Genomic DNA, 25,683 nt, shown 5'->3' on the forward strand with positions numbered 1-25,683 from the left:
GTGATTCACGTCGAGTGGAAAGAAAGAAAGTGGGGCTGCACAAAGCACGTCGTGCTACTCAGTACTCCAAGCGTTAATTTTTGCTTGTTTAAAAAAGCCCGCATTATGCGGGTTTTTTTTTATTTCTATTGGAATAATTCATCTATACGTTTGAAAATTTGGGTTTCTTTGTTATAAATAAGTTTATCTTTAATCTGGATGACATAACGGTGACTGAGATTAGTGAGCTTAAGCAAGATACAGATCAAAAACTCGATACTTCTCTTGATGAAGAGCGGCGACGTTTTTTACTCACTAGTACCTGTGTTTTAGGAGGCATTGGAGCTCTTTGTGCATTGACTCCTCTTGTATCCTCCTGGATGCCCAGCGCTAAAGCGCAAGCGGCAGGAGCCCCTGTTCACGTTGATTTAAGCCGTATGGAGCCTGGAGAACAGGCAATTGTTGAATGGCGCGGCAAACCAGTCTGGATTATAAGGCGTACTAAAGAAATGCTTCAGCATCTGAATGGTGATGATACTCTATTACGTGATCCTGATTCCTTAGTCGAGCAACAACCAGCATATGCCCAGAATAGATACCGTTCTATCAATCCAGAATTTTTGGTTTTAATTGGAATTTGTACTCATTTAGGATGCTCTCCCAAATATAAACCGAATCTTGGTGAGTTAGGGCCTGATTGGCCTGGCGGATTTTTTTGCCCTTGTCATGGCTCAACCTTTGATCTTTCGGGGCGCGTTTTTAAAGGCGTACCAGCCCCTATAAATTTGGAAGTTCCTCCTTACCATTTTATTAATGAACACACATTGGTAATTGGTGAAGAAGCACAATAAGGATTAATTCATGAATGGACTGGTTAATTGGCTTGATGCACGTTTTCCTTTAATAAGCACCTGGAAAAGTCATTTTAGTAATTATTATGTTCCTAAGAATTTGAATTTTTTTTATTTTTTTGGTTCTTTAGCATTAGTCGTACTGATAAATCAATTGGTCACGGGTTTGTGGCTCACTATGTTTTATACTCCCAGCGCAGAACATGCTTTTTCATCTGTTGAATACATCATGCGGGATGTTAATTTTGGCTGGCTATTCCGTTATATGCATTCTACCGGGGCGTCGGCATTTTTCATTGTCATTTACCTCCATATGTTTCGTGGCCTGCTTTATGGCTCATACCAGAAACCAAGGGAATTAGTATGGCTTTTAGGAATGTTTCTATACCTTTTATTGATGGCAGAGGCTTTCTTTGGTTATTTATTGCCCTGGGGACAAATGTCTTATTGGGGGGCGGAGGTTATTACCTCTTTATTTGGCGCAATACCCTATGTGGGTAAAAGCCTGGCTGTTTGGTTAAGAGGGGATTATTCTGTTGCAAATGCCACCTTACAACGTTTTTTTGCCTTGCATGTTATTGCTATCCCTATCTTAATGTTAATTCTCGTTTTTTTACATATCGTTGCGCTACATAAAGTGGGTTCAAATAACCCGGAAGGAATTGAAATTAAAAATACGCTCGATGAGAATGGTCATCCTTTAGATGGGATCCCATTTCATCCTTATTATGTTGTTAAAGATTTTTCCGGATTAATCCTGTTTCTAATTATTTTTTTCGGTGTTGTGTTCTTTGCTCCTGAAATGGGAGGCTATTTCCTGGAGCATGCTAATTTTGTTCCCGCGAATCCTATGGTGACTCCAGACCACATTGCCCCTGTTTGGTATATGGCGCCATTTTATGCAATTTTGAGAGCAATTCCTGATAAGCTGTTAGGGATTGCATTGATGCAGAGCGCTATTTTATTACTGTTTTTTATTCCATGGTTAGACCAAAGCTCCGTTCGCTCAATGAGATATAAAGGAATGCTCTCGCGTATTAGTCTGTTCTTATTTGTGCTGAGTATCTTGCTTCTTGGTTATTTAGGTACCGCTCCAGTTACCCCGGTTAAGTTACTGCTTGCTCGCATTGGAGCAGCTTTTTATTTTGCTTATTTCTTATTGATGCCTTTTTATAGTCGATTAGAATCAACAAAACCCGTGCCCATACGAATAGGTGAGCGATGAAGCATATAATTTCGATAGTTTTTGTCGGTCTCTTCTTTATTAATGCTGTTCAGCCTGCATTAGCCAGTGACATAAAGATGGAATCGGTCTCTATTGATTTGAATGATAAAGATCGCTTGCAACGAGGGGCAATGTTATTCATGAATTATTGCTCCGGATGCCATTCTTTAAAATACATGCGCTACAATCGTATGGCAGAAGAAATCGGATTAACTACTTTTGATGGCCAGCTGGATGAGAATTTATTGAAAAATAATCTGATTTTTACACAAGCCAGCGTGTATGATCCCATTCGTATTGCGATGCTTCCTGAAGATGCGAAACAGTGGTTTGGGATGGTGCCCCCAGATTTATCATTAAGTGCACGTGATAAAGGTTCTAAATGGTTATACAATTATCTAAAGGGTTTTTATAGTGATGATTCCAGGCCTTTTGGTACTAATAATCTAATTGTTCCTGATGTGGCTATGCCTAATGTCCTCGAACCCTTAATTGGTAAAATGGTCTTAATAAAAAATCCCAAAACTCATGCCTCTGATCTGGTCTTAATTGAGCATGGTGAGATGTATCAGGCTGAATTTGACAGTGCAGTAAAAGATCTAGTCACTTTTCTTGAATACGTCGGTGAACCAGCAAAAATGGTTCGTTATCAGCTAGGCGTTTTTGTCCTTCTTTTTTTATGTATCTTTTTTATTGTGGCATATCGTTTAAAGAAGGTTTATTGGCGACAGATAAAATGAAATAATTACCGATGGGGTTCTATTCACACACTAATGGTCTTTGCAAAAATACATGAGATTTTGGCATAAACTCACCCAGAAGGGTAAAAATGTGATAGAATGTTGCTCTTTGACTGAAAATACGGAAGCTATTTTAGCGGGCTTTCATGAATCGATAGGAGTTGCTAATGGCAATTGTTGCAAAGCGTACCATAATGTCTTTATTTTCTGATGTTGATGATGTGTATAGCCATCAGGTACGAATAGTATTAGCTGAAAAGGGTGTTAACGTAGAAATTCTTGCCGTGAAACAAGACGAGCCAGGAGCTGATCTATTAGCACTTAATCCTTATGGGACAGTTCCTACATTGATTGATAGAGAATTAGTGCTTTATGAAGCTCGAATTATTATGGAATATCTGGATGAACGTTTTCCCCATCCTCCTTTACTTCCTGTTTATCCCGTTGCACGTGCAGAAACACGGAAAATGATGCATCGTATAGAACAAGACTGGTATTATCTGATGAATTACATTTTAAGAGATGAGAATGCAGAACAAGCTCGGGTTAATTTGCTTGAAAGCTTGACTAGTCTTGATCCAGTGTTTGCTGATAAACCTTATTTTTTAAGTGATGAGTTTTCATTATTGGATTGTGCTTTAGCTCCGCTATTATGGCGTTTGCCACAATTGGGACTTGAGATTGCCCCAGAATTTAAAGGAATAATTGCTTACATGCAACGTGTTTTCAAACGTGAATCGTTTCAAACGAGTTTGACCGATGCTGAGAGACAAATAAGAGCGGCATAATTATGGCAATAATGACATCAAATAAACCGTACCTGATACGCGCTTTCTACGACTGGATCGTGGATAATGAGTTAACCCCTTATATACTGGTTGACGCTACTTATCCTGGTGTGCAAGTTCCTAAAGAACATGTGAGTCACGAGCGCATTGTATTAAATATTTCACCTTCAGCAACTCGTGGTTTATTGCTGGAAAATGATCGTATCGTGTTTACTGCTCGTTTTTCAGGACAAACCGAACAAATTTTCGTTGCTCCGAATGCCGTTTTGGAAATTTATGCCAAAGAAAACGGTAGGGGTATTGCCTTTACCATTGAAGAAGGTGATGAGCCTCCTCCACCTGCCAGTGCTCCAGACAATGAGATTGCTGCAAGAAAAAAACCATCATTAAAATTAGTAGAGTAAGGAATTTGGATACTTCGTTCGCGAAGTATCCCTAATGTCCTAAATGTTGAGTATTGGATTTCTTTAAGTACTGAAATCGGAGCAACAGGTGACCAAGCAAGAACACGCCCTTTATCGTTGCGAGCAAATTAGAGCTTGTGAACAGCAGGCCATGCAATTGTATCAATCAGATGAACATGAGTTAATGTCTCAGGCTGGAACTGAGGCATTTTTCTTTGTGCGTTATTTATTTCCTCAAGTACGCCATCTTGCCGTATTTTGCGGCTCGGGAAATAATGCGGGCGATGGTTATGTGTTGGCGAGGTTAGCTCATGAGCATGGCTTATCGGTTGTCGTATATCAATGTAGGGCATTGGAGGATTTGCCTCTTGCTGCTCGAAATGCAGCCAGCCAAGCCCTGGATGCAGGGGTTGATTGTGTTTCCGCTGATGAACCTCTAGATAGTGATGTGGAACTTATTGTTGATGCTCTTTTAGGAACTGGTCTTAAAGGGCCTGTTCATGGCGTTATCGCTACTGCCATTAATCAGATTAACTCCAGTTACTTACCTGTTGTTTCATTAGATATTCCTTCTGGATTAAACGCTGATACGGGAAAAGTTGAGAATTTTGCCGTTATAGCCACAGCAACAGTGACCTTCATTGCCTTAAAATCAGGGATGTACACCCTGGATGGCCCTGATCATTGTGGCGATATTCATTGTCGCAGTTTGCAACTGGATAGTCTTATTGCACAGTATACATCCTGCGCTTATCTTTTAAATGATGCTCATCTGCCGATACCCCTAAATGCCAGAAAAAGAAACTCTCACAAGGGTAATTTCGGACATGTTTTAGTCATCGGTGGAGGGCCTGGAATGCCAGGGGCAGTCGGCTTAACTGCTAAAGCTGCAATGCGTTCGGGAGCAGGAGCTGTAAGTATTGCAACCTGGCCAGAACATGTGAATGGTGTATTACCCATGATTCCTGAAGCAATGATTTGGGGGGTAGCATCAGCACAAGATCTTAAGCCATTATTGGATAAAGCGACGGTATGTGTGATTGGTCCGGGGCTAGGGGAAAGTGACTGGGCCAGGACTTTGTTTTTAGCTGCGATTACATCGCAACTTCCTATGGTCATCGACGCATCGGCGTTACGCTTACTCGCGGAACACCCGCAGGTAGATGATAATTGGGTATTAACCCCTCATCCGGGGGAGGCTGGTAGCTTGCTTTCTTGCTCTTCAATGGAAATACAAAACGACAGATATCTCTCGGTTATGACTATTCAGCAACAGTATGGCGGCGTTGTCGTTTTAAAAGGAGCTGGGACAATTATTCAGACTGCTGAAAAACAACGTTTTATTTGTCCTAAAGGAAATCCTGGTATGGCTACAGCCGGAATGGGGGACGTGTTAAGCGGCATCATTGCGGGCGTTTGTGCGCAAGGGCTGTCGTTAGCAGAAGCCGCGACGCTTGGTGTTTGGGTTCATGCTGTGGCGGGTGATTATAATGCGAAAATTTTAGGTGAGGCCGGCATGTTAGCCAGTGATTTGTTAGATCTTCTTCCTAATATTTTAAATAATGCCAGGTTATGATGAATTTTGATAATAATACACAGTATCTGGAGCTGGTTGATGAACAAGCCAGTATGCAATTTGCACAACATCTCGCATCTTGTTTGGTAGCCCCGCTGGTTTTATGTTTTAGTGGGGATATTGGGGCTGGTAAAACCACTATTGTTCGTGCTGTGCTACGCTGTCTGGGAGTCGAATCTGCGATTAAGAGTCCTACCTTCTCATTAGTGGAAAGTTATTTGTGTGATGACATACCGTTACATCATTTTGATTTATACCGAATCCACCATGAAGATGAATTAGAGTATTTGGGTTTTAGAGATTATTTTTCCAGAGACAGTATTTGTTTTATCGAATGGGCGGAACATGCCGGAAATACATTGCCTCAAGTAGATATTCGTTTTAAATTAAGTATAAAGGGGGCTGGCCGCGCACTGCAGATAACTGCATTAAGCGAAGCCGGTACTGGTATTTTAGCTTGCCTGACAGGTAAATCATGATCATGAGAGCATGGGTTTTGTTTTGGGTTTTGTGCATAAGCTCTGTTGCTTCCGCTGCACAACTAAAAAATATTACTGTATCGCAGAACTCAGTGAAAACCACATTGTTTCTAACGCTTGATGGGCCCTTTACCCATCGCCTATTTACTTTAATCAGCCCCTATCGGGTCGTATTAGACTTAAATGGCACCGATTTAGCCATGAATCTGAAACAATCCAGTTTAAACAACGCGCTCATTAAGCAGGTACGAAGCGGAGTTTCTGGCGCCAAAACCTTGCGTCTGGTTTTTGATGTAAGCCAAAATGTGCAGGTTAATTCGGCACCTTGGGAAAACAAAGGAATTCGAGTCGACTTGATCGAAAAAGCAAATCAACTGACGGCTACCAGGCCGGTTGTAACCAGACAAATTGCGAAAAATACAGCGCTTCAACCCTCTAATAATAAGTCTGCGCCAGTAGTACCCAAGACCTCTCAGACAGTCAAGATGACTCAACCGGCAATCACTAATACACGGCCAATTTCTGTTCCTCATAGCCCATCTCGAAAATATTTAAGAGACGTAGTGGTCGTTCTTGACGCAGGTCATGGGGGTAAAGATCCAGGGGCCAGAGGACCTGCTAATAGTAAAGAAAAAGACGTTGTTTTAGCGATTACACTTAAATTGAAATATTTGATTGACAGACAGCCTGGTATGAAAGCCGTATTGACTCGTTCTGGTGATTATTATGTTGGTCTTAGAGAACGTCTGGATATTGCCAGAAAATATAATGGCGATGTATTTGTCTCTATCCATGCAGATGCTTTTAATAATCCTCATTCAAATGGTGCTTCCGTCTTTGCTTTATCCCAAAGAGGGGCTACGAGTGAAGCAGCGCGATGGCTTGCTGAAAAAGAAAACTATTCTGAATTGGGTGGCGTTAATTTAGGGGATTTAGACGATTCTAATGGGGTAGTGCGCTCGGTGTTAATCGACTTATCACAAACTGCAACGATTAATTCTGGTTTGCAGATGGGCGGACGCGTATTAAGCCAGTTAGATAATTTTACTAATTTACATAATTCTAAGGTGGAGCAGGCTGGCTTTGTCGTGCTCAAATCAACGGACATTCCTTCGATTTTAGTTGAAACCGGTTTTATATCTAATCCAAGGGAAGAACGGAATTTGACCAGCTCTGCGTATCAATCGCGTTTAAGCCAGGCGATTTTTCAAGGCATTAAAGGATATTTTTGGGATAATCCTCCTCATGGCACTCGCATAGAAGCAATGACATCCAATCATTACCATATTGTCAGATCAGGTGATACTTTACCTGCAATAGCCACACGATACCATGTGACAGTTCAGGCCTTGCAAGCAATGAATGGTTTATCCAGAGCATCGGCACTGAAACCTGGTCAGAAATTAGTGATTCCCTCTGCATGGGTATAAAAATACATCAATTACCAGCGGCTATTGCAAATCAGATTGCTGCTGGCGAGGTCATCGAAAGACCTGCGTCTGTAGTAAAAGAACTCTTGGAAAACTCTTTGGATGCTGGCGCAACCAGCATCACTGTAGAAATTGGCTACGGTGGCTTAAATCAAATAAAAATAAGTGATAATGGTTCTGGCATTGATGCTGATGATTTACCTTTGTCAGTTGCCGCGCATGCTACCAGTAAAATCACCAAACTGGATGATTTATATTCCATTGATAGTATGGGGTTTAGAGGAGAGGCTTTAGCCAGTATTGCCTCCATTGCTAAAGTGACTATCAGCTCTAAACCCGCACAACAAAATGTTGCTATGATGTTAAAAGCCCAGGGAGCTGAGCTTACTATTTCTCCTTGTGCCCGTACGGATGGAACTACGATTGATGTTGTCGATCTCTTTTATAATGCCCCTGTACGAAAACGATTTTTAAAGAGCGAACAGCTGGAGTTTCAAGCCATAGAAATGATCATTAAGCGATTTGCCTTAAGTGCTCCTGAAATAGCTCTCACCTTAAAACACAATAATAAACAGGTTTTGCAATTGCCTGCAGCGAATAGTGAGCAGGCGAAGTTAATCCGGCTTACTAAAATATTTGGTTCGGCTTTTATGAATGATGCACTTTATCTTAATGTAGAGTTGTCTGGGATGAGTTTGCGCGGGTGGTTGAGTGGCCCTGAATATCAACGAAGCCAAAATGATAGGCAATGGATTTATATCAACCAGCGAATGGTTAAAGATAAATTAATTAATCATGCCTTAAAAATGGCTTACGATGGTTTTTTGCATCCAGGCCGCTTCCCTGCGTGTTTATTATATTTCTCGATAAAAACAGATGAAGTAGATGTAAATGTGCATCCAACAAAGCATGAAGTGCGCTTTCAACAACCGCGATTAATTCATGATTTTTTTACTTCACAGTTGGGTAAGGCATTAAGGACAGCTTCATCACAAAAAAATCTAACGTATTCCGATAAAGGAGGGGAGGCTGTTTCACCACCAGGTATTGATGTGCGTGAACCTTTTGCTTATGAGCAATATAGTGATGCATTGCGTTCCAGATTTAATATTCCCACTGGTAATCGAACGGCAGGGCGGCCTTTTATTCCAGAGGTGCACGAGAGCAATTGTTCTACTCTCACTTCACTGTCTCCAGTACAAGAAGTACCCTGGATTATTCTAAACAACCAATTTGTATTGGTCTTTTTAAAACAGCAGCCTCATATTGTAGATGTCGTCGCTCTGCAACAGCAATGGATTCTGGTTCAGTTAAATCAGCTGACTTTTCCACTGGCTAGCCGACCTTTATTAGTGCCCGTAAGCTATACATTACCGCATAAATTAATGTTTACAATGGACACATTAAAATGTGAACTGGAACAGCTGGGGTTGCAGATAGAAACTGTTAAAGACGATCGTGTATTAATTCGTAGTGTTCCGATTAAACTACCGTATTTGGATTTACCTACTTTTTTCAATTTCTTAGCCGAGTTGGAACACGTTTCTTTCGAAGTACTCGTGGATACTTTTAGACGTAGCCAGGCATTTGATCCCAATTACCTCAGTATTGACGAAAGAATAGCGATGAATGAATTTTTATTAAACTCACTGAGTCTGGAAGGTAATTTTTCTGGCGTGTGTAAAGCCTTAACTGTAGATGATTGTCGGAAATTAATGCATGTCTAATTTGATTTTTTGTTTAATGGGGCCAACTGCTTCGGGAAAAACCGGTTTGGCTTGTGAATTGATACAGCATTTTCCTTTTGAAATTATTAGTGTTGATTCTGCCATGATTTATCGTGAAATGAATATTGGGACAGCCAAACCGTCACAAGATGAATTACACAAGGCACCTCATCATTTAATTGATATTATTGATCCCACTGAGTCGTATTCAGCCGCGCAATTTTGTACTGATGCTACTGCACTATGTGATTCCATCCTCGCTAAAGGAAAAATTCCATTACTGGTTGGTGGTACCATGATGTACTTTAATGCCTTACAAAAGGGATTGTCTCTTTTACCTGAAGCAAATGAAGACATTAGAAAGCAATTGGAGAATGAGGCCACCCAAAAGGGCTGGGACGTACTGCATCAAAAATTACAAAAAGTGGATCCAGAAACTGCCGCACGGATTCATGCTCATGACACGCAACGAATTCAACGAGCTCTTGAAGTTTATCTTATTACAGGAGTGCCCTTATCTGTTTTTCTTGCCAAGGAGAAGGGCGAAGCTAAATATCGATTTGTTAATTTTGTGCTTTTTCCTGAGCAGCGAGCCTGGCTGCATGAGCGAATTGCACTGCGATTTGATCTCATGTTGGAAGATGGGCTGATAAATGAGGTGCAACAGTTACAAGAGCGATGGAGTCTGAACGGAAATTTACCTTCCATGCGTTGTGTTGGATACAGGCAGGTTTTGGAGTATCTGCAAGGTGATTACGATTATTCTACAATGCGAGATAAAGGCATTGCAGCTACCCGCCAATTAGCCAAGCGTCAACTGACCTGGCTGCGTCATTGGGATGATGTTTTGCGCTATGATTCTCAAAGCGCTACTTTTAGTGATGAGATTATGGCGAAAAGCAGGGAAATATTGGATAATAAGCATTCTTAATTTTAGAGAATGCCGAAAAGGAACATTATGTCAAAATCAACTAAAGAGCCGGCAAGTACCAAAAAGAATTATGTAGTACACCGACATGAGTTACCACTCAGTTGCCCAACTGATGCGATGGAACTTTGGAATGCGCACCCCAAAGTTTATTTACCAATTGAGAAAACTGGAGTAGAAGTGTGTCCCTATTGTGGTTCTCGATTTGTGCTGCAAAATGATTAAATCCATTTGCATTGTCAGGCTCTCTGCCTTAGGTGATGTGTTGATGCTGGTTCCGTTAATCAGAACCTTGCAAGACCATTTTCCTGAAACCCAATTAACCTGGATCATCTCCAGACCAGCCTATGATCTGGTTGAAGGGATGGAAGGGGTCGAGTTTATTGTGATCGATAAACCTAAAAAACTGGCAGATTACTGGCAATTTAAAAAGCAGATGAGCGGACGACAGTTTGATGTATTATTGGCTCCACAGGCAAGTTTGAGAACCAATTTAATGTATCCGCTGATCAAGGCTAAACGCAAAATAGGATATGATGCGCACCGTGCCAATGATGCTCATGGTTGGTTTGTGAAAGAACGTATTACTGCTGGTCAGGAACATACCTTAGAAGGATTTTTAAAATTTGCTGAGCCTTTAGGCATTAAGAATAAAGCAATTCGCTGGGACTTGCCTATTACTTCTGCGGATTATGAATGGGCACAAAATCATTTACCAATGAAAGATCCTATCTTGGTTGTGAATCCTGCTGCCAGCAAGCCTGAACGCAGTTGGCCTGTAGATAGATATATTGACGTATTGCAACAAGCGATTGATAAGTGGCAGGTGCAGATAGTCTTAACGGGTGGACCTGGTGATTACGATCGCACATTGGCCGAGCAAATTCTTAAGGTAATACCTGCAACCAATCTGGTTGGCAAAACAAGACCGAAACAACTATTGGCTGTTATCAGTAATGCCAAAGCAGTACTTTGCCCTGATACCGGGCCGTCTCATATGTCTACTGCGGTAAACACTCCCGTAGTGGCATTACATGCAGTTACTAATCCATTAATTTCAGGACCGTACCGATTTCAGCACTTAGTTGTCAATCGATATCCTGATGCTGTTTCACAAGTCTTGGGGACTTCTCCTGAACAGAATGTTTGGGGTACCCAAGTACATGGCGATGAGGCCATGAAATTAATTACTGTTGATGATGTGATGGAGCAATTAGCCAAGGTTTTTTAAATGGCTAATGAGCGTTTTCATTTATCAGGCTTGAGCGATAATTTGGTGCAATTTAATATTGCACCTCATTGCGGATTCATCTAAGCTGAGCAGCATACAAACTATTGATTATGGGATTTCTCAGGAGCCAGGGATGCTGCTTTCTAGTGACCAGTGTGATTTCTTTTTTACTAATGGTTATTTGGTTATTGAATCTTTTTTTACCAAAGAAACCTGTGATACCTTGCAAAACAGAATAAAATTACTGCTCCAAAATAATAAAGATGACATTCCCCAAACAATTTTTTCGACGCAAACCAATGAACATGCCAAAAAACAGTATTTTCTTGATTCAGGAGATAAAATTCATTATTTCTTCGAAGCTGGGGCCTTTAATGAATCTGGCGAACATACTCGACCTTTTGAACAATCCATTAACAAAATTGGTCATGCCTTGCATGAGTTGGATCCTGTCTTCAAACATTATTCCCGTGATGAGCGAATTAAAAATATCGGACATCAGTTGGGTCTAAAGACACAAGGCTTGGTACAGTCCATGTATATTTTCAAGCAGCCGGGAATTGGCGCTGAAGTGCTTTGTCATCAGGACAGCACTTATATTTTTGGTCAAGACAGTGATGCTTTAGGCTTTTGGTTTGCACTTGAGGACGCTACTTTGGATAATGGGTGTTTGGAGGTAATCCCTAGCTCTTATACCACTCCTTTAAAACAACGAATGTTTCGTCAGGGGAATGATATTCATTTTGAACAGTACGATACTTCGCCATGGCCAGAACATACCAGCGTCCCTTTGCCGGTTAAAAAGGGAACTTTAATAGTGTTGCATGGAAGAATCCCACATAAAAGCAAAGCCAATTTATCCAATCATTCCAGGCATGCTTATACCTTGCATTTGGTCGATCTGTCGCTGCCTTATCCTGATAATAATTGGTTGCAATGGCCTAATGGAATTCCTGTTCTATAGGGCATAATTTCTGATTTTAGTCTGGATGAAAATCCTCGTAATATTTTCTATAAATGGATACATAAGCCCCATCATTTTGTATGTTGAGAATTGCTTTATCTATTTTCTCAATTAATGGTGTTTTGATTGGTTTACACTTTTTCGACAATAGGTGAGCCTGAGATACCTACGCTCACCTTTAAAGGAGTTCACAAGATAAAGTGGTGATGAGCATCATCATTAGGCCAGTCAAGCCTGGCAGTATCTGTTTAATTTTACTTAGCCCCATGTTTTTTATGATCATATTTTCTTTTAACCTTAGGAAGTACATTTTGTCTTGTCAAGGCATCATCACAGAACCTAATGTCTTCATCTGGCTTTTTATGATGCCTTATTTAAGTGGGGTAATCTTATATTAATGCGTTTAGTGTTTGGTTATAGTCGGTTGATTCATTCTTCATTTCCTCGCCAGTTTGGGCTGACATTAGTTCGTGATTTGCAGGAAAGAACATTATGGACTTGTTCGAGCTGGCTGATGGAGCACTATCCACAGAGGGAATAGTTGTTTCACAATCTGATTTGGCCTGGCTCATTAGTGTATGCCTGTTTATTAGTTCATGAGAGGAGGTGAGCTCCTCGTTGGATGTTATGCCGTCTTTTGCATCTTCCTGTACATGTTTTAAGGGTTGTTCTTTAAAGCGATATACATTGAGCAGAATAAGGCAGGCTTGAATTACCATTAAGGAAACGCCAACTGCTGGATTCAAAGTAATGCCGATGGTAATCAACAGCCCTCCAGCAACCAGTACTGCCGCCAGATTATAGCTTAGGCTGAATACCAGATTTTGTTTAATATTTGAAACGGTTTGTTCGGATACAGCGAAGATGCTAATGAGGGGTAATAAATTGCCATTATGAATCACTGCACCTGCATTTTTTTGCGTTAATTCATCGCTGTCTTGAGAGAGAACGGCAATTCCCAGGTCGCTGGCCGCCAAGGCTTGCGCATCATTTGCTGCATCACCAACCATCGCCACTTTATGTCCTTTACTCTTTAACCATTTAATATAAGCGGGTTTGGAACGGTCTCCCTGTTCGAGAGCAGTTGCTACTGAATTAGCATATACTTTAGTAATGCCCAAGGCTTCAGCATATCGTTGTGCTGTTTTTTCGTCTGCACCAGTGCATAAATGAACTTCTTTGCCCATATCGGTTAAATTTTTGATGGTTTTAATGGCATCTTTACGTAGTGGATCTGTAATAATAATATAACCAATCAACCTGTTTTCTTCTGCGAGAAAGACCAGACTATCACCTGCTTGAAGTTCCAGGCTTTGTTCAATATCTGAGGTGGATATGCCTATTTCATGCATTAGGGAGCGACTGCCAATCGTGTAATCTTTGCCATTAATATGACCAAATATTCCTGAATGATGAGAATCGTTAGGTCTGGTTGCTGTCATTTTTTGAGTACTGTTTTGCTTGGCAAAGGAGTAGATTGATTTGCCGACCGGATGCACTGATTGTTCTTCTAAAGCAGAGCAAATGCTAAGAAAATGTTCCTGTGAGTAGCCCGTATTGTCAAAAACTGAATACTGTTTGACTACTGGGACTCCTGTAGTCAGGGTACCGTTCAGATCAAATACTATGGTATCGATTTGCTCTGCTTCTTGTAACACCTTAGAGTTTTTGAATTGCACTCCGTGTTCAGCGGCCTTGTGAATGCCGGTTTTTACTGCCAGTGGAATGATTAAACCTAAAGTGCATGGACAGGCTGAGACAAGTACCGATATGGCACATTTTATTGCAATTGCTGCAGGGAAAAAAAGCCCGATAAGAAGCCCGGAGGCTATCGCCATGGTGATTACTGCCGGGATAAAATAGCTGAGTAGTTGTCCTGTTTTTATCTCAAGAGGCGCTTTTTCATTAATTGATTGAGATATGCCATCATCGAGCCTTGCCAGATAAGAATGTTTGGCTGATCTTAATACACGTAAATTTAGGGCGGGTGAGTCTTCGGCCAGGCGCATGCCTGCCAATACCTTTTCCTCTTTACGATAGTGCCTGGGTAAAATTGCACCAGTAATAATCGTGTTGTAGACAATGCTGTCGTTGCCGCAGTAGCCGTCAAGGGGAATAAGTTCACCAGGATGGATTGTCAATACATCATCAGGCTTTATTTGCGCCAGAGGAGTCTCTTGTGAGCCTTCTTGAGTAAGGAGCCATACTTTTTTTGGGGCTCTGTCCTGAAACTGGGCAGAGCTTATTTTTTCCTTAATTGTTTCTTCTATGGCAATGCCAATATGCCGAAATCCATAGATGAGTAGACCTGCCTCAAACATCATTGGGAGCCAGGGTATGAAAAAAGAAGTAAGAGAGACTACGAGTACCGAGATGGTGCTTATCGCAAACAGAGTATCCATCGTCAATGTTTGAGTACTTACTAACTTTTTCCATGCATCGTAATAAGAACGGGCACCGAGTGCTAAAGTGAGTAAGACACTAAGGCCTGCAATGGGGATCATGGCGATTAATGGCAGTGCTCCGAGAGTGAGCGAAAGCACCAGTAAGCCTATGCCAGTACTACAACCTAATGCACCAAGGAACCAATGCGAGGTGAGAATATTTTTCCCTATCGTCAGGAAATCAGTGGATTGCTGTGTTGGAATATGAGTTGTTTGTTCTTTATTTGTTTCCGCAGTAACAAGTGTTTCTTCATTTCGTACGGGATATTCATAATTCTCGCAACGATAATCAATTTGTGTTATCAGATCATGCAGTTGTCGCCATGTAGTTTGATGATTCTCATCAGAGTGTTCCATTTCATCAAGTATTATGGTGGTTTTTTTAGGGTCCTGAGTAGAGAAATCAACATGAAAGGATTTTATATCGATAGACGATCCTTTCAAGAATGATTCTATTCCATTACTGCAACTGACACAGCTCATTCCACTGATATAAAATACATAGGGTTTGGACATAACTGCTCACTGATTGTAGGGTTAACTCTTCCTGAGATTAATTATTCCATTGCAGTTTTTTATGTTTCGACTTTAGCTCTTTTTACGAATCTTTGTGGCTTGACCACAAGCCCAACTGCCATTAAGTTAAGAATTTGGCCGTCATCCAGAGGAGCTAACGACGAAGGATCTCCCTGGATTCAGGAGATCCTTCGCCATGCTCAGGATGACGCACTTTTCTTAACTTAATAGCGGTGACCACAAGCCCCACAAAGGAGGTCATTTGTATTGGTCAATATATCCTAAACTCTCCGACTTTGATAAATACATTGGCCAGACATCGCGGCGATTCCTATTTTAAGAAAATGGCTAAAAATCGAGTTATGTTACTGTTTTGAAATCTGTTTGGAATAATATCATATCAATCATTTTTTGCACCTGTTTTTTATTTGAAGGTGCTTAAAGAGAATTTATTGGTGATATGTATTCCTGGAACTGGCTAAACACTGAGTGAGGCTGGCATTTTTTCTCACGGCCTATTTGCTCATTATTGATTAATTATGGTCTTTATTGTGTCGTTCCCGCCTACGCGAGAACGACACAATTGAGGTCAGTTTCTTCAATACCATACCTCCTGTTGATTGTGCACAAATATGCCGGGATTCTTCAGAGCTAAACGTCGAGTGAAAATATTTGTGAATGTTTTTTGTATAGTTGCGATAGATTACGGTAAGTAAGGAGAATAGTTTGGTTTTTTATTGCAGGGATAAAACAGAAAAGCTCCTGCTCGTTACGATCAGGAGCTTAGTTTTAATTTTACTGAGAAGGAAGGTCTGATGTACTTCCATCACTACCTTGAGGGCCAATGTCAGCAGAAGGCTGGCTTGCTTTTAAGTTCTGCATGAGCAGAATCGTGTTTGTTAAAAGCATGCGCTCTTGCAATTGACGATCCAGATACATTTGATAATTAATTTCAGCAAGTAATACCGCTATTTCTTTTTGTATTGTCGCAGAGGATGCAGTTTTCAACTCTTCTGTCCATTGAACATTGGGTGTTGTCGAATTGCCATTCGCATCGGGGATAAATAAGCGGCGAGTTGCCATATTAAATTCCGTCAATGCTTGGCTTGTTGATTCATTACCCATAGTTTGAGGTACACGTTTTGACAATATAAAGTATAAGTTACTGAGTCCTACAGAACTTTGAGCGGCATAGACTCGCAAATTATTTAAATAAGTAGATAACTTTGCTTGTGCTGCCATTTGTTTTGCATTAGGGGGATTGCTACCCATATTTTGGACTGCATCAGTATATAACGAGCTATATGCCTGATAAGAAGGTAAGGTGGTGGGTACTGTTAAGCCTGAGACATAGCGGACAAAATTGCTCGCTTGTTGCGCCTGATTTTGTGCGGTTAATCCTGGGTTTAAGGATTTGCCAGACTTATCTTTTGGGGGCTGATTTTGAGGAATTTGTTCTGTCGAATACATCAGCGGGGCCAATAATGAATTGGTGTTGAGCTGATTTATCAGATTGCTATTGTAAGCATAAGAGAAAAAATCGTCAGTGTGGGGTATGTAGCCCAGTATGTTGTACATTACTTTGTTTTGGTATAAAAGAGAGCAGTTTGATTTCCAGTTGACTCCTTTGTTATCCATACAATAGGTATAGTCTGGAGTTCCCAGAAGATTGTAGACGGCTTGGCTCACCGGGTCTGATAAAAATGATCCATTTGCTGACTCGTCAACCAAAATATTTGCGGTTATTAATGTTTGTTGTGATGTGCCTGGATCCCCATAATTTTGAAATGTTGCGTTTGCCTTGTTATTAAGGGCATTGGAGTAGGGAACAGTAGATGGAAGGAACTTACTCATAGTTTGAGGAAGAAAACTTACGGGAATGGCCCCCAATAAAGTATTAAATGTCAGTATATTATTCGTTTCCAGTGCTGCGGGTTTTATTAAGTCTGTTGAAAACTCCTGTGGAGGACGGGGGGGGTTGTTTGTTTTCAGATCAAAACCAAGAAAATACCCCAGCTTAAGTAAATAAGTGGCAATTTCCGATGTATTGTTGCTTATATTTTGCCCATCTGTAGATGAGTTCATGATGTTATCAGAAGCTGCCGGATAGCTGGCAAAGCAAAGTAAGGTAATCAGTGAATATCGTGACAGTAATTTCATTATTCATCCCCTTCAAGCGCGCGTAAAACAAGTTTTAATCGGTATTGGCAAAAAACTCGTGACAATAATCGTAAACGTTCAAACACTATATTTCTTTTAAGAAAGAAGCCTGCAGGATCATGGCTGCCTATACTGGTTTCTTCTGCATGAATTAATACTCGAGAAGCACTGCCAGGGTGAACAGTATCTATTGCCTGTAACAACCGTAATCCTCTTCCTGACTTAATGTTTCCAACAATCCGTATAAATTTTTCTTCTTCTGCCATCAATCCTAAATCGAGTTTTTCAATGTCATCAAGCTCTTTTCCCAATTGGGTCATGGCTTCTTCAAATTCAGGATTGCCATCAAGAGTCCAATCCTCAACACTTTCCATAAAGGTTATAACTCTATAAATCATAGGATCTAGATATTCAAACCAATATTTTGCGGATGACTCATGACTAAGATCAGGCATTTTTTACTCTTTCTTTACTGTGATTAGTTGATGGACGAATCCACTACATACTACTATAGTATATTATGAAGGGTAAAAGTCCATTACTAAAAAAGTAAAAAATATGAAAAAGAAATCAGGCACACGAATTGGAAGAGTATTCAAGGGGATTTTTAATATTCGAGCATGGTCTGACTGGGATAGACTGAAGGCATTTACTCTTTATCTTAAAAATGGCTTCAAGCGTTTGTTTGTTCCTCAGAAAATTACCGATGCGAAATCCGTAGAGTCATTTGATGATGTCAAAAGCAGATTAAAGTTATCTGATGCTGAATTATTAATAAAACAAAACGCATTACTGCGCTTGAGTATTTTTATGTTGGTTTTCGCAGCTATGGTGGTTGTGTATGTGGGGTACCAGTTCGTTTATGGTTCTTTTCGAGCCGGGCTTCTTAGCCTGGTTGTTACCTTAATCGCATTGGTTTTAGCATTTCGTTATCATTTTTGGTATTACCAAATTAAACATCGTAAATTGGGTTGTACTATAAAAGAGTGGTATAGACACGGTTTATTGGGGGAGAAAGAATGAATAAAGTCGTCTTAACGGTTCTCCTAGCTTTTTGTCCTGCTTTACTCTTCGCGGCTGATTCAAGTGCTTTAAGTTTCGCTCCTCCACCCAGCGACCTTTCCGTTATTTTTCTGGGGAATTTATTTGGTGTGGTAGACGGCGTTTTGCATGGCACCGGCAGCCAGATTATGGGTACTATGTTTGGGGTATTCAACTCCGCAGTACTAGCGTTGGGTGGAATGATTATCATGTACACCCTGCTCGTTTCCACTATGAATACCGCTCATGAAGGTCAGATGCTTGGGCAAAAATGGTCTTCAATATGGATTCCATTACGTTCCACTATGGGTTTGGCTTTATTAATTCCCAAAGCATCAGGTTATTGTTTGATGCAGATTTTTGTGATGTGGGTTGTCGTGCAAGGAATCGGTGCCGCAGATAAGGTATGGGAAGCAGCCTTAGGCTATTTAAATCGCGGCGGGGTTATTATTCAGGCTCAATCCAATCCCACAAAAGCGTTAACCGAGGCAAAATCCGGTGGTGTCGCAGACGGAGCACGAACCATTCTTGCCGGTCAGGTATGTATGTTAGGCTTAAAAAACAGATTAGAAGCCCAGAGACAATCGTATTTACAAAGCAAACAAAATGATACTGGTCCATGTTCTGGAACGCCTTCTCCTGAGATGGATAGTTTTTGTAAAACGGCCGTTCCTGATTTTCTTGGAACCGTAAATACGGTGATTACTCAAAGTAATAATAAAGGTGCCACTACCTTTAATACACCGATGCCTAATTTTGATTCACAGTCAGCATTTTATTTTTTAAATGGGATTTGTGGAACAATTTCCTGGAGCTCTCTTGATGCATTGGAGAACATGAGCACTCCGGACAAGCCAAATACGATGATGCAGCTCACTTCATCTCAGTTAGAAACAGCCAAAATGTCCAGAGCAATCGCTATACAGCAAATGTATATTACTTTGTCTACCGTTGCTCAGGTGATGGTTAATAATGATCCTGGCTTATCGCGTGATAATAACGCCCCCCCCTCAGACTCCAATTTTTCCTCAGTTGCCAAGCAACAGTTTGGTGTTCCCTACACCGCTAATGGGGCGATATGTAGAAAATACACTGAAGAATGCACCTTATGGGGACCGCTGCCAACCCCACCAAACGTGAACTCTGGCGTTCTTTTTAACGGAACAGAGTTTTTAGGTGCGGTTACTGATTATAACGCGATTATGATGCCTACGCTAAACCTCATCAGGCAAGCAGCAACAGCAACAAATGAGGATAAATCGCGTGATTTTATCAGAAAATCTACCAATGAAGGATGGATCCTTGCCGGCTCATATTTCTTTGATCTGGTAAAATTAAATGGTAATGCTGTTGATAGTGCCGATCAGTTTGATAGTAAAACCGGCTTGGATAACAGTATTTTTGATCCGAGTGAATTGGTTTCAAGCTTTGGTACTAATAAGTCCTGTTCTGGTAAATATGTATTGTTATGTAATTGGTTTGAAGGTGATAAGGCACCATTAGAAAAAGTTGAAGCATTAATTAATGGGTATGACACGCCAAAACCTGATTTAAAAGATAATGCTGAACGCCCCTTGGTAGACAATCAAAGCTCATCAACCGTATATGGCTTTATTAATAACTCGGTGATGGTTCGTTTACCAAATCAGCCAGGTATTGAGCGATTGGAATTTGCCAATATGATTAAATTCAGTGTATCGACTGAAATGTATTATCTTCCTCACCAAGACTTTGATTGCGGACGAGTTAAAATCATATTCTTCTCTTTTTGCTTGGGACGCATGTTCGGAAACTTGCTCTATAATGCTGTTTTCAGGAATATGTATAATTTCTTTCTGGCTGTGTTTTCTCAAATAATTAATCAAGTGGTTATGGCGTTTTTGATGATTCCATTGGAAGGTATGAGGAAAATTTTCCATCTTGGTTTGACGACAGTGTCAGAACCGGGGGTCAATCCGATCGTCGCTTTGGCGAATATGGGAGTGATGTACATTAACTTCTCAGCGAATCTATGGATAATGTTATTAAATATCGCCGTCGTCAGTGCTTTGATTCCGTTATTTGGGTTGTTTATCTTTGCCTTAATTGGATTAGTTATGCCGTTATTGCTGGCATGGTTGGGAACTATGGTCTCCGTGGGATTCATTACCGCGTATTATATTCCGGTATTACCGTACATGATCTTTACCTTCGGTTCTATCGCATGGATGATCGCGGTAATTGAAGCGATGGTTGCAGCACCTATTGTTGCTTTAGGGGTTACCCATCCTGAAGGACATGATGCTTTTGGCAAAGGGGAAGCGGCCATTATGATCTTGATGAACGTCTTTTTAAGACCATCGATGATGATTATCGGGTATATCTCGGCAATTGCATTGTCTTATGTCGGAGTGTGGGTTCTTAATGCCGGTTTTGATCATGCTATATCATTTATTCAATCCGGTAACTTGGATAAATCGGGTACCTGGATAGGTGGTTTCCAATTTGAAGACGTTACCTTAAACAATACATTAAAATCTCCTGGAGGTTCAGGTACTGGCGGTTTTTCTGACTGGGCAGGTATATATGCATACTTCTTCTCCATATTGACCTATACCACCATGTATTTAATTATTGTACAAAAAGCCTTTACCTTAATTGCTTATTTACCAGATAAAGTCTTACGCTGGATAGGCGGTACTCCTGAAAGTCTCGGACAAGAGGCTGCTGGTTGGGGTGATGAATTAAAAACCGGAATAAAAGGTGGTGCCGAGGCGACACAAGGGGCACAATTTCAAATGGGGCAAAAACTGGGCGCTATTGGTGATAAGACAATCGATAAAATGGGGCTTGCTATTAAAGGTGCAAGGCATTCCGGAGGAGGGATCTCTGGCCGGGGCGGCAATTCAGGTGGTGGTACTGGAAATGGACCTGGCGGTGCTGGTAAAGGACCTGGTGGGGGTAGTAAAGGTCCAGGCGGAGGGGGAGTTCCTCCGGCAAGCACACCTCCTATTCAGTAATACCTCCGAATTGAAATGCGATCGCTCTTTATTGAGCGGTCGTATCATTCATCTATAACGTCTTCCTCTGAATTTTGTATAGTACGTTGCACGCTTGCTCTGTCCTATTCTGTATTTATTACTGGTCGAGGAGCCAAATGCAATTTTTCTTGTGTTCTCAATCTTAACTTGCTTATCAGGGCCAACGTGGCCCTGATGCAGAGACTGAACTTATTTTTTGAGAACAGAAGGTGAATTAGGAATTACCCATGTCGGGGGATGGGCAACCAATTAATCCACGAGGCTGAGGAGGAAGGCAGCTCGCCACTGCCAAACGGGTACGTATCGTTTGGAGTGAATACTGGAGAGGTCACCGAGTCAGGGTAGGACCAGTTGCCGCCATTATTCAGGCCTAGTGCCACTAGGGGACGTCGCCCTGAATTACTGTCATACCTTCCTGAAGCAATGCAAGCAGAAGCATTACAGGCAACACTATTTAAGAAGCCATTGTCGACATAGGGATTGCTAGGCAAGACTGGCGTTTCCATTGCTGGAACATAAGTCCAGGTGGCTCCTGAGTCCTGGCTTGTTGCTACGAAGGGTTGTGCTGTGGTACCGGCTATATTACCCACGGCTACGCATAAGCTGTCATAACAGCTTGTTCCTAGAATGCCGCCCCATTGAGCAAAGTAATCCCAAACACCGCTGACGCTTTGAATGGCATCCGAATAGGTCCAGTTAGTGCCTGAGTCAAGGCTTACTACTAATAAATTTCGAACCATATCGTCTGTGTCTAGATAAGCACCTCCTGCGATGCAGGTAGTGCCATAGCAGCTTGCACTTTCCAAACTACCAAAATCTTTGAAGGTGTATGTACCTGTTTCTGGTGTGGTAATCGACTCGACAAACTTCCAGGTAGTACCTGAGTCTTGGGATAAGGCTAATAAAGGTCGTTGTAGGCTATTGGTGTCTATATAGGAACCCACTGCAATACAGGTGCTTCCAGAGCAGCTTGCGCTCATGAAGTTTCCGTCAGAGGCGTAGGGATTATCATCTAATGTTGGTGACGTAATGGAATCCGGATACGTCCAGGTTGTGCCTGAGTTTTGGGATAAGGCCAATAGAGGACGCTTATCGCTATTGATGTCAATATAATCACCCACTGCAATGCAGGTACTGCCAGAACAACTTGCACTCCTAAACGTACCATTGCTGTCATAGGGATTAGTACCGGGCGTTGTAAACATCGGGGTATGAATGGATAGAGGATACACCCAGCTCACTCCTGAGTTTTGGCTTACAGCCAAGAGTGGATTTGAGGTTGATCCCAGGTTAAAATCTTCGTCATCACCTACGGCAATACAGGTATTGCCACTGCAGCTTGCTGCATTGAAAGAGCCGAAGTAAGTTTGTGCAATGTCAGGATCTGGGGTAAACCAGGGCGGGTCTATTGGCGTATAGCTCCAGGTTGTTCCTGCATCGTGGGTTAAAGCCAGAATGGGATGATCATTGCCGCGAGTATCTTCTCCTCGGCCCACGGCAATACATGTGTTTGCACCGCAACTTGAGCCATTAAAAGCGGCACCGTTTCCTGATTCCGGCATGGCGAATAACGGGCTAGTAGTTGATTCAGGATAGATCCAGCTAGTACCCGAATCCTGGCTTTCAATCAATAAGGGACGAGACATCGGGCCGCTGTTGGAGTACTGTCCTACCGCAAGCAGAAGAGGGTTGGGGGGCGGTGGCGGCGGTGGTGGTGTCAGCGTTATATTGAGTATTTCAGATGGGCATGGACCGTAAGAAACCCCGTTACTATTTATAAATACGGGTCTATAACTAATCGTTGAACCTTGATAGACATTGGCAAATGCAGTTCCATCCACTTGCAGTGCAAAATAACAGGTGCCATTAGGAGGCAGTGTAAATGAGTTAGGATCTCCTGGGGTCTGGTTATATGAGGCGCAATCAGGTTGGTGCAGGGATTGGGCTCGAGTGATATAAGAAGGAATCGGAGCCGACCATAGCCAGGTTCTTGCTGGAGGTCTGCCAATCATATCCTGGACTTCATATTCCACAATGGAGGTGCTGCCTATTGAGGTGATTATGTTATTAGAACCAGTTCCTGATGAGAGGCTAATATTTATGGGGGGAAGTCCGGTTGCATTCAAGGTGGTGCTTACCAGAAAGGAAGTGGTGACACAAAAAAAATCAGATACTTGTTTGGTGTTGCGTTGCATAGAAATGTCCTTATCTTAACCACGTCACGTTTAATAATAACCCGTTCGTGTAGAAGTGATTTAACATTAAACCTTTTTGGTTTGCAGGTTGTGCAGGTGCTGCGGCAAGCTGGTTTTTACCCCAATCTGTAAATTCATAACCTAAGCCAACTTGTACATTCGGCGTTACAATTCGTTGAATACCAGCCCCTATGCTGTAGGAAAATGAGGTAGTGCTGTGACTGGATAAATTAGATTGGGGAAGGACAATGGCTTCACATTCGGTCGGAATGACCTGATAGTTCGTAGCTCTATTGACGCTGACTCCAATACTGGCATTCACCCAGGGTTTGTATAAAGAGTTCGTTGTTTCTAGCAGTTTTCCACCAATAGCAATTCGATTTGGCTGGACGGTATAGGAATAGCGGTAATTGTTAAACCTGAGATCGTCAAAATCCCAAATAGAACCGGAAATTTTTAGTCTTGAGGCTGCAGCAAATAAAATCCCCAGTTGTCCCTCTACACGGGAATTGAACGAGTGCTGTCTTCCGACAAATAATGTACCTTCGCCGAGTGCTGTGGTGGCTTTATCGAGAGTATATGTTCTGCTTAATTCAGGTGAAAAATAGAGCGAATGAGCTCCATTTACGCCCGTAGGCCAGGTTGCCCCACCACTGAGAATAATTATATTTTTATCCCCTTCTGTCACGATTGGGCCCATTGCCCCCCCATGTACCATTGCGGAGACACTAAGTGCGAGTAGGCCGGCTACAGGTTTATTTATTTTCATTCATTATCTTCCCTATCTTCCTTGGAACGTTGTTTTTAAAGTAATTTTCCATTATTAAACAGAACTTATCTAATATCAATCTTCATTATTTCTTGCATTATAAGAATTTAATTTGATGATGTTAGTCAGCATTCAGGCGGGTTTTAATTTAAAAGAAGGACAACGCTCTCCCAGCGCATAGGTTGGAAAAAAAACCTCAAGCTGATTAAATTTACAGCCGAGCTTCAAACCAATCTCTGTAAACGTAGGAAATGTATAGAATGCGGGGTTGTTTTTATAAGCATCAATAGTATTTACCGTCTGCTTAGACCAGGGTAGGCAGTGAGTATGATGTTTAAAATACTTGTTCCAGGTATTCCAGATGTCCTTAAGGCAAACTCCCTGCTCTAATGAACCATGCAGAGCCATAGCGATACGCCATTTTAAGATATGGAAATTCTCAATTGTTCCTGATAAAAAATCATTCTGAATGCATTCTATTGATTCTTGAGCTGCTGGTCGTACAAAAAAACGCATAAAAAAATGCCCATTTGGCTGTAAGACTCGAATAATTTCATTCGATAATGCATCATAGTCTTTTCCCGCCAACATGGAGTAGCAGCCATCACCAACTACCAGATGCATGCTGGCATCCGGCAATGGTAACTGCAACCAGTTTCCAACCAGTTTAAATGGCGAAAGAGATAATTGCTCTTGCGAAAGCTGCGATTTTATCATCGCCAAATTTGCATCTATGGTAAATAGATGAGTATTTTCAGGCCATGGGAATGCGGCCAATTCAGGCGTGGCTCCCAGGATAAGTACATTAAATGGTTGTGACGATAAGCCAATAGCTGTCGTTACCCAAGAGTGCAAAATCTGAAGATCTGAAACAGAGGGGCGTAAAGGTCCCTCAATATTGTTCCATTGTGTCGCATGTATATCCCAATGGCTACTCATTAGATGGCCCTTGTTACATTTTGATAATAAAGTCCTAGTGCAAACAATAATGGTTCTTGGTCGGGCAACTTATCCACTGCAACACAATGCCGTTTTCGACTAACAGGCTCGATAATAACTTGCTGGTTCTCGTTCCAGTAACTGACAATCTCAACATGAGTGGGGTATTTTTTTTCTTTTCCGGGGGCATGGTTTAAGGATATTGCTAATTTTACATCATCAGTTACAGCCATCTCGATTAGAGCTTCAGCGATTTGCTCTGTGGTAATCACCAAGC

23 protein-coding genes are annotated in these 25,683 nt (G+C 41.5%); 16 read left to right on the top strand and 7 right to left on the bottom strand.

The annotated features are described in order from the left end of the window. The 14 genes from rpsI to Q0495_RS06090 all read left to right on the top strand — a co-directional run. Positions 1-77 (top strand): 30S ribosomal protein S9 (gene rpsI, locus Q0495_RS06025; protein WP_298624151.1); only part of this gene is annotated, 77 nt, incomplete at its 5' end. 132 nt (positions 78-209) lie between these two features. Then, complete coding sequence (gene petA / locus Q0495_RS06030) at positions 210-830, top strand: ubiquinol-cytochrome c reductase iron-sulfur subunit (RefSeq protein WP_298624114.1); 621 nt, start codon at positions 210-212, stop codon at positions 828-830. Between the two features lie 10 nt (positions 831-840). Further along, on the top strand, positions 841-2,055 hold the full coding sequence (locus Q0495_RS06035; RefSeq protein WP_298624116.1) for a cytochrome b N-terminal domain-containing protein: 1,215 nt from the start codon (positions 841-843) through the stop codon (positions 2,053-2,055). Positions 2,056-2,132: 77 nt separating this feature from the next. Next, on the top strand, positions 2,133-2,795 hold the full coding sequence (locus tag Q0495_RS06040) for a cytochrome c1 (RefSeq protein WP_298624153.1): 663 nt from the start codon (positions 2,133-2,135) through the stop codon (positions 2,793-2,795). Between the two features lie 167 nt (positions 2,796-2,962). After that, a complete protein-coding gene (sspA, locus tag Q0495_RS06045) occupies positions 2,963-3,583 on the top strand; it encodes a stringent starvation protein SspA (RefSeq protein ID WP_298624117.1) in 621 nt (206 codons plus the stop codon). 11 nt (positions 3,584-3,594) lie between these two features. Further along, the gene (locus Q0495_RS06050; RefSeq protein ID WP_298624119.1) at positions 3,595-3,987 is read left to right on the top strand and encodes a ClpXP protease specificity-enhancing factor; all 393 of its coding nucleotides are present in this window, start codon (positions 3,595-3,597) and stop codon (positions 3,985-3,987) included. Between the two features lie 88 nt (positions 3,988-4,075). Further along, positions 4,076-5,563 carry an NAD(P)H-hydrate dehydratase gene (locus tag Q0495_RS06055; RefSeq protein WP_298624120.1) on the top strand — a complete coding sequence of 496 codons (1,488 nt, stop codon included), beginning with the start codon at positions 4,076-4,078 and terminating at the stop codon, positions 5,561-5,563. Beyond that, a complete protein-coding gene (tsaE, locus tag Q0495_RS06060) occupies positions 5,563-6,042 on the top strand; it encodes a tRNA (adenosine(37)-N6)-threonylcarbamoyltransferase complex ATPase subunit type 1 TsaE (RefSeq protein WP_298624155.1) in 480 nt (159 codons plus the stop codon). Before Q0495_RS06055 ends, tsaE begins: the two co-directional genes overlap by 1 nt. Next, positions 6,039-7,472, top strand: coding sequence for an N-acetylmuramoyl-L-alanine amidase (locus Q0495_RS06065; protein ID WP_298624122.1), 1,434 nt, complete (start codon positions 6,039-6,041; stop codon positions 7,470-7,472). The genes tsaE and Q0495_RS06065 overlap by 4 nt, the downstream gene beginning before the upstream one ends. Then, entirely contained in the window at positions 7,463-9,199 is a 1,737-nt protein-coding gene (mutL, locus tag Q0495_RS06070) for a DNA mismatch repair endonuclease MutL (RefSeq protein WP_298624124.1), read from the top strand. Before Q0495_RS06065 ends, mutL begins: the two co-directional genes overlap by 10 nt. After that, positions 9,192-10,130, top strand: a complete 939-nt coding sequence (miaA, locus tag Q0495_RS06075; RefSeq protein ID WP_298624126.1) for a tRNA (adenosine(37)-N6)-dimethylallyltransferase MiaA — start codon at positions 9,192-9,194, stop codon at positions 10,128-10,130. The genes mutL and miaA overlap by 8 nt, the downstream gene beginning before the upstream one ends. 27 nt (positions 10,131-10,157) lie before the next feature. Then, positions 10,158-10,352: a zinc-finger domain-containing protein gene (locus Q0495_RS06080; RefSeq protein ID WP_298624128.1), complete on the top strand. Its 195-nt coding sequence runs from the start codon at positions 10,158-10,160 to the stop codon at positions 10,350-10,352. Next, positions 10,345-11,358: a glycosyltransferase family 9 protein gene (locus tag Q0495_RS06085; RefSeq protein WP_298624130.1), complete on the top strand. Its 1,014-nt coding sequence runs from the start codon at positions 10,345-10,347 to the stop codon at positions 11,356-11,358. Before Q0495_RS06080 ends, Q0495_RS06085 begins: the two co-directional genes overlap by 8 nt. Positions 11,359-11,491: 133 nt before the next feature. Then, entirely contained in the window at positions 11,492-12,322 is an 831-nt protein-coding gene (locus Q0495_RS06090) for a phytanoyl-CoA dioxygenase family protein (RefSeq protein ID WP_298624132.1), read from the top strand. A gap of 389 nt (positions 12,323-12,711) precedes the next feature. On the opposite strand, the gene Q0495_RS06095 is transcribed toward Q0495_RS06090, so the two are convergent. The 3 genes from Q0495_RS06095 to icmW form a co-directional block, all read right to left on the bottom strand. Further along, on the bottom strand, positions 12,712-15,282 hold the full coding sequence (locus Q0495_RS06095) for a heavy metal translocating P-type ATPase (protein WP_298624133.1): 2,571 nt from the start codon (positions 15,280-15,282) through the stop codon (positions 12,712-12,714). Between the two features lie 795 nt (positions 15,283-16,077). Then, entirely contained in the window at positions 16,078-17,442 is a 1,365-nt protein-coding gene (icmX, locus tag Q0495_RS06100; protein WP_298624135.1) for a type IVB secretion system protein IcmX, read from the bottom strand. Then, positions 17,442-17,897 carry a type IVB secretion system protein IcmW gene (gene icmW, locus Q0495_RS06105; protein ID WP_298624137.1) on the bottom strand — a complete coding sequence of 152 codons (456 nt, stop codon included), beginning with the start codon at positions 17,895-17,897 and terminating at the stop codon, positions 17,442-17,444. The genes icmX and icmW overlap by 1 nt, the downstream gene beginning before the upstream one ends. 103 nt (positions 17,898-18,000) lie before the next feature. On the opposite strand from icmW, the gene icmV reads away from it, so the two are divergent. Both icmV and dotA read left to right on the top strand, forming a co-directional pair. Then, the gene (icmV, locus tag Q0495_RS06110; RefSeq protein WP_298624139.1) at positions 18,001-18,465 is read left to right on the top strand and encodes a type IVB secretion system protein IcmV; all 465 of its coding nucleotides are present in this window, start codon (positions 18,001-18,003) and stop codon (positions 18,463-18,465) included. Next, the gene (gene dotA / locus Q0495_RS06115; protein WP_298624141.1) at positions 18,462-21,482 is read left to right on the top strand and encodes a type IVB secretion system protein DotA; all 3,021 of its coding nucleotides are present in this window, start codon (positions 18,462-18,464) and stop codon (positions 21,480-21,482) included. Before icmV ends, dotA begins: the two co-directional genes overlap by 4 nt. 242 nt (positions 21,483-21,724) lie before the next feature. Here the strand turns inward: dotA and Q0495_RS06120 are convergent, their stop codons facing one another. From Q0495_RS06120 to Q0495_RS06135, 4 genes are all read right to left on the bottom strand, one after another. After that, entirely contained in the window at positions 21,725-23,698 is a 1,974-nt protein-coding gene (locus Q0495_RS06120; RefSeq protein WP_298624143.1) for a sialidase family protein, read from the bottom strand. 10 nt (positions 23,699-23,708) lie between these two features. After that, positions 23,709-24,467: a porin family protein gene (locus Q0495_RS06125; protein WP_298624145.1), complete on the bottom strand. Its 759-nt coding sequence runs from the start codon at positions 24,465-24,467 to the stop codon at positions 23,709-23,711. A gap of 132 nt (positions 24,468-24,599) precedes the next feature. After that, positions 24,600-25,406 carry a class I SAM-dependent methyltransferase gene (locus tag Q0495_RS06130; RefSeq protein WP_298624147.1) on the bottom strand — a complete coding sequence of 269 codons (807 nt, stop codon included), beginning with the start codon at positions 25,404-25,406 and terminating at the stop codon, positions 24,600-24,602. Beyond that, the coding region (locus tag Q0495_RS06135; RefSeq protein ID WP_298624149.1) for a hypothetical protein at positions 25,406-25,683 on the bottom strand (278 nt) is incomplete at its 5' end. The genes Q0495_RS06130 and Q0495_RS06135, both read right to left, overlap by 1 nt.

This window comes from uncultured Legionella sp., from assembly GCF_937871865.1.
Lineage (GTDB): Bacteria > Pseudomonadota > Gammaproteobacteria > Legionellales > Legionellaceae > Legionella.

Coding starts and splice junctions, on each gene's coding strand:
- icmW (WP_298624137.1), bottom strand. CDS start 17,897: ATGCCTGATCTTAGTCATGAGTCATCCGCAAAATATTGGTTTGAATAT.
- mutL (WP_298624124.1), top strand. CDS start 7,463: ATGGGTATAAAAATACATCAATTACCAGCGGCTATTGCAAATCAGATT.
- Q0495_RS06035 (WP_298624116.1), top strand. CDS start 841: ATGAATGGACTGGTTAATTGGCTTGATGCACGTTTTCCTTTAATAAGC.
- Q0495_RS06080 (WP_298624128.1), top strand. CDS start 10,158: ATGTCAAAATCAACTAAAGAGCCGGCAAGTACCAAAAAGAATTATGTA.
- sspA (WP_298624117.1), top strand. CDS start 2,963: ATGGCAATTGTTGCAAAGCGTACCATAATGTCTTTATTTTCTGATGTT.
- icmV (WP_298624139.1), top strand. CDS start 18,001: ATGAAAAAGAAATCAGGCACACGAATTGGAAGAGTATTCAAGGGGATT.
- Q0495_RS06125 (WP_298624145.1), bottom strand. CDS start 24,467: ATGAAAATAAATAAACCTGTAGCCGGCCTACTCGCACTTAGTGTCTCC.
- icmX (WP_298624135.1), bottom strand. CDS start 17,442: ATGAAATTACTGTCACGATATTCACTGATTACCTTACTTTGCTTTGCC.
- Q0495_RS06095 (WP_298624133.1), bottom strand. CDS start 15,282: ATGTCCAAACCCTATGTATTTTATATCAGTGGAATGAGCTGTGTCAGT.
- Q0495_RS06130 (WP_298624147.1), bottom strand. CDS start 25,406: ATGAGTAGCCATTGGGATATACATGCGACACAATGGAACAATATTGAG.
- Q0495_RS06050 (WP_298624119.1), top strand. CDS start 3,595: ATGACATCAAATAAACCGTACCTGATACGCGCTTTCTACGACTGGATC.
- dotA (WP_298624141.1), top strand. CDS start 18,462: ATGAATAAAGTCGTCTTAACGGTTCTCCTAGCTTTTTGTCCTGCTTTA.
- Q0495_RS06040 (WP_298624153.1), top strand. CDS start 2,133: ATGGAATCGGTCTCTATTGATTTGAATGATAAAGATCGCTTGCAACGA.
- Q0495_RS06090 (WP_298624132.1), top strand. CDS start 11,492: ATGCTGCTTTCTAGTGACCAGTGTGATTTCTTTTTTACTAATGGTTAT.
- miaA (WP_298624126.1), top strand. CDS start 9,192: ATGTCTAATTTGATTTTTTGTTTAATGGGGCCAACTGCTTCGGGAAAA.
- tsaE (WP_298624155.1), top strand. CDS start 5,563: ATGAATTTTGATAATAATACACAGTATCTGGAGCTGGTTGATGAACAA.
- Q0495_RS06120 (WP_298624143.1), bottom strand. CDS start 23,698: ATGCAACGCAACACCAAACAAGTATCTGATTTTTTTTGTGTCACCACT.
- Q0495_RS06085 (WP_298624130.1), top strand. CDS start 10,345: ATGATTAAATCCATTTGCATTGTCAGGCTCTCTGCCTTAGGTGATGTG.
- Q0495_RS06065 (WP_298624122.1), top strand. CDS start 6,039: ATGATCATGAGAGCATGGGTTTTGTTTTGGGTTTTGTGCATAAGCTCT.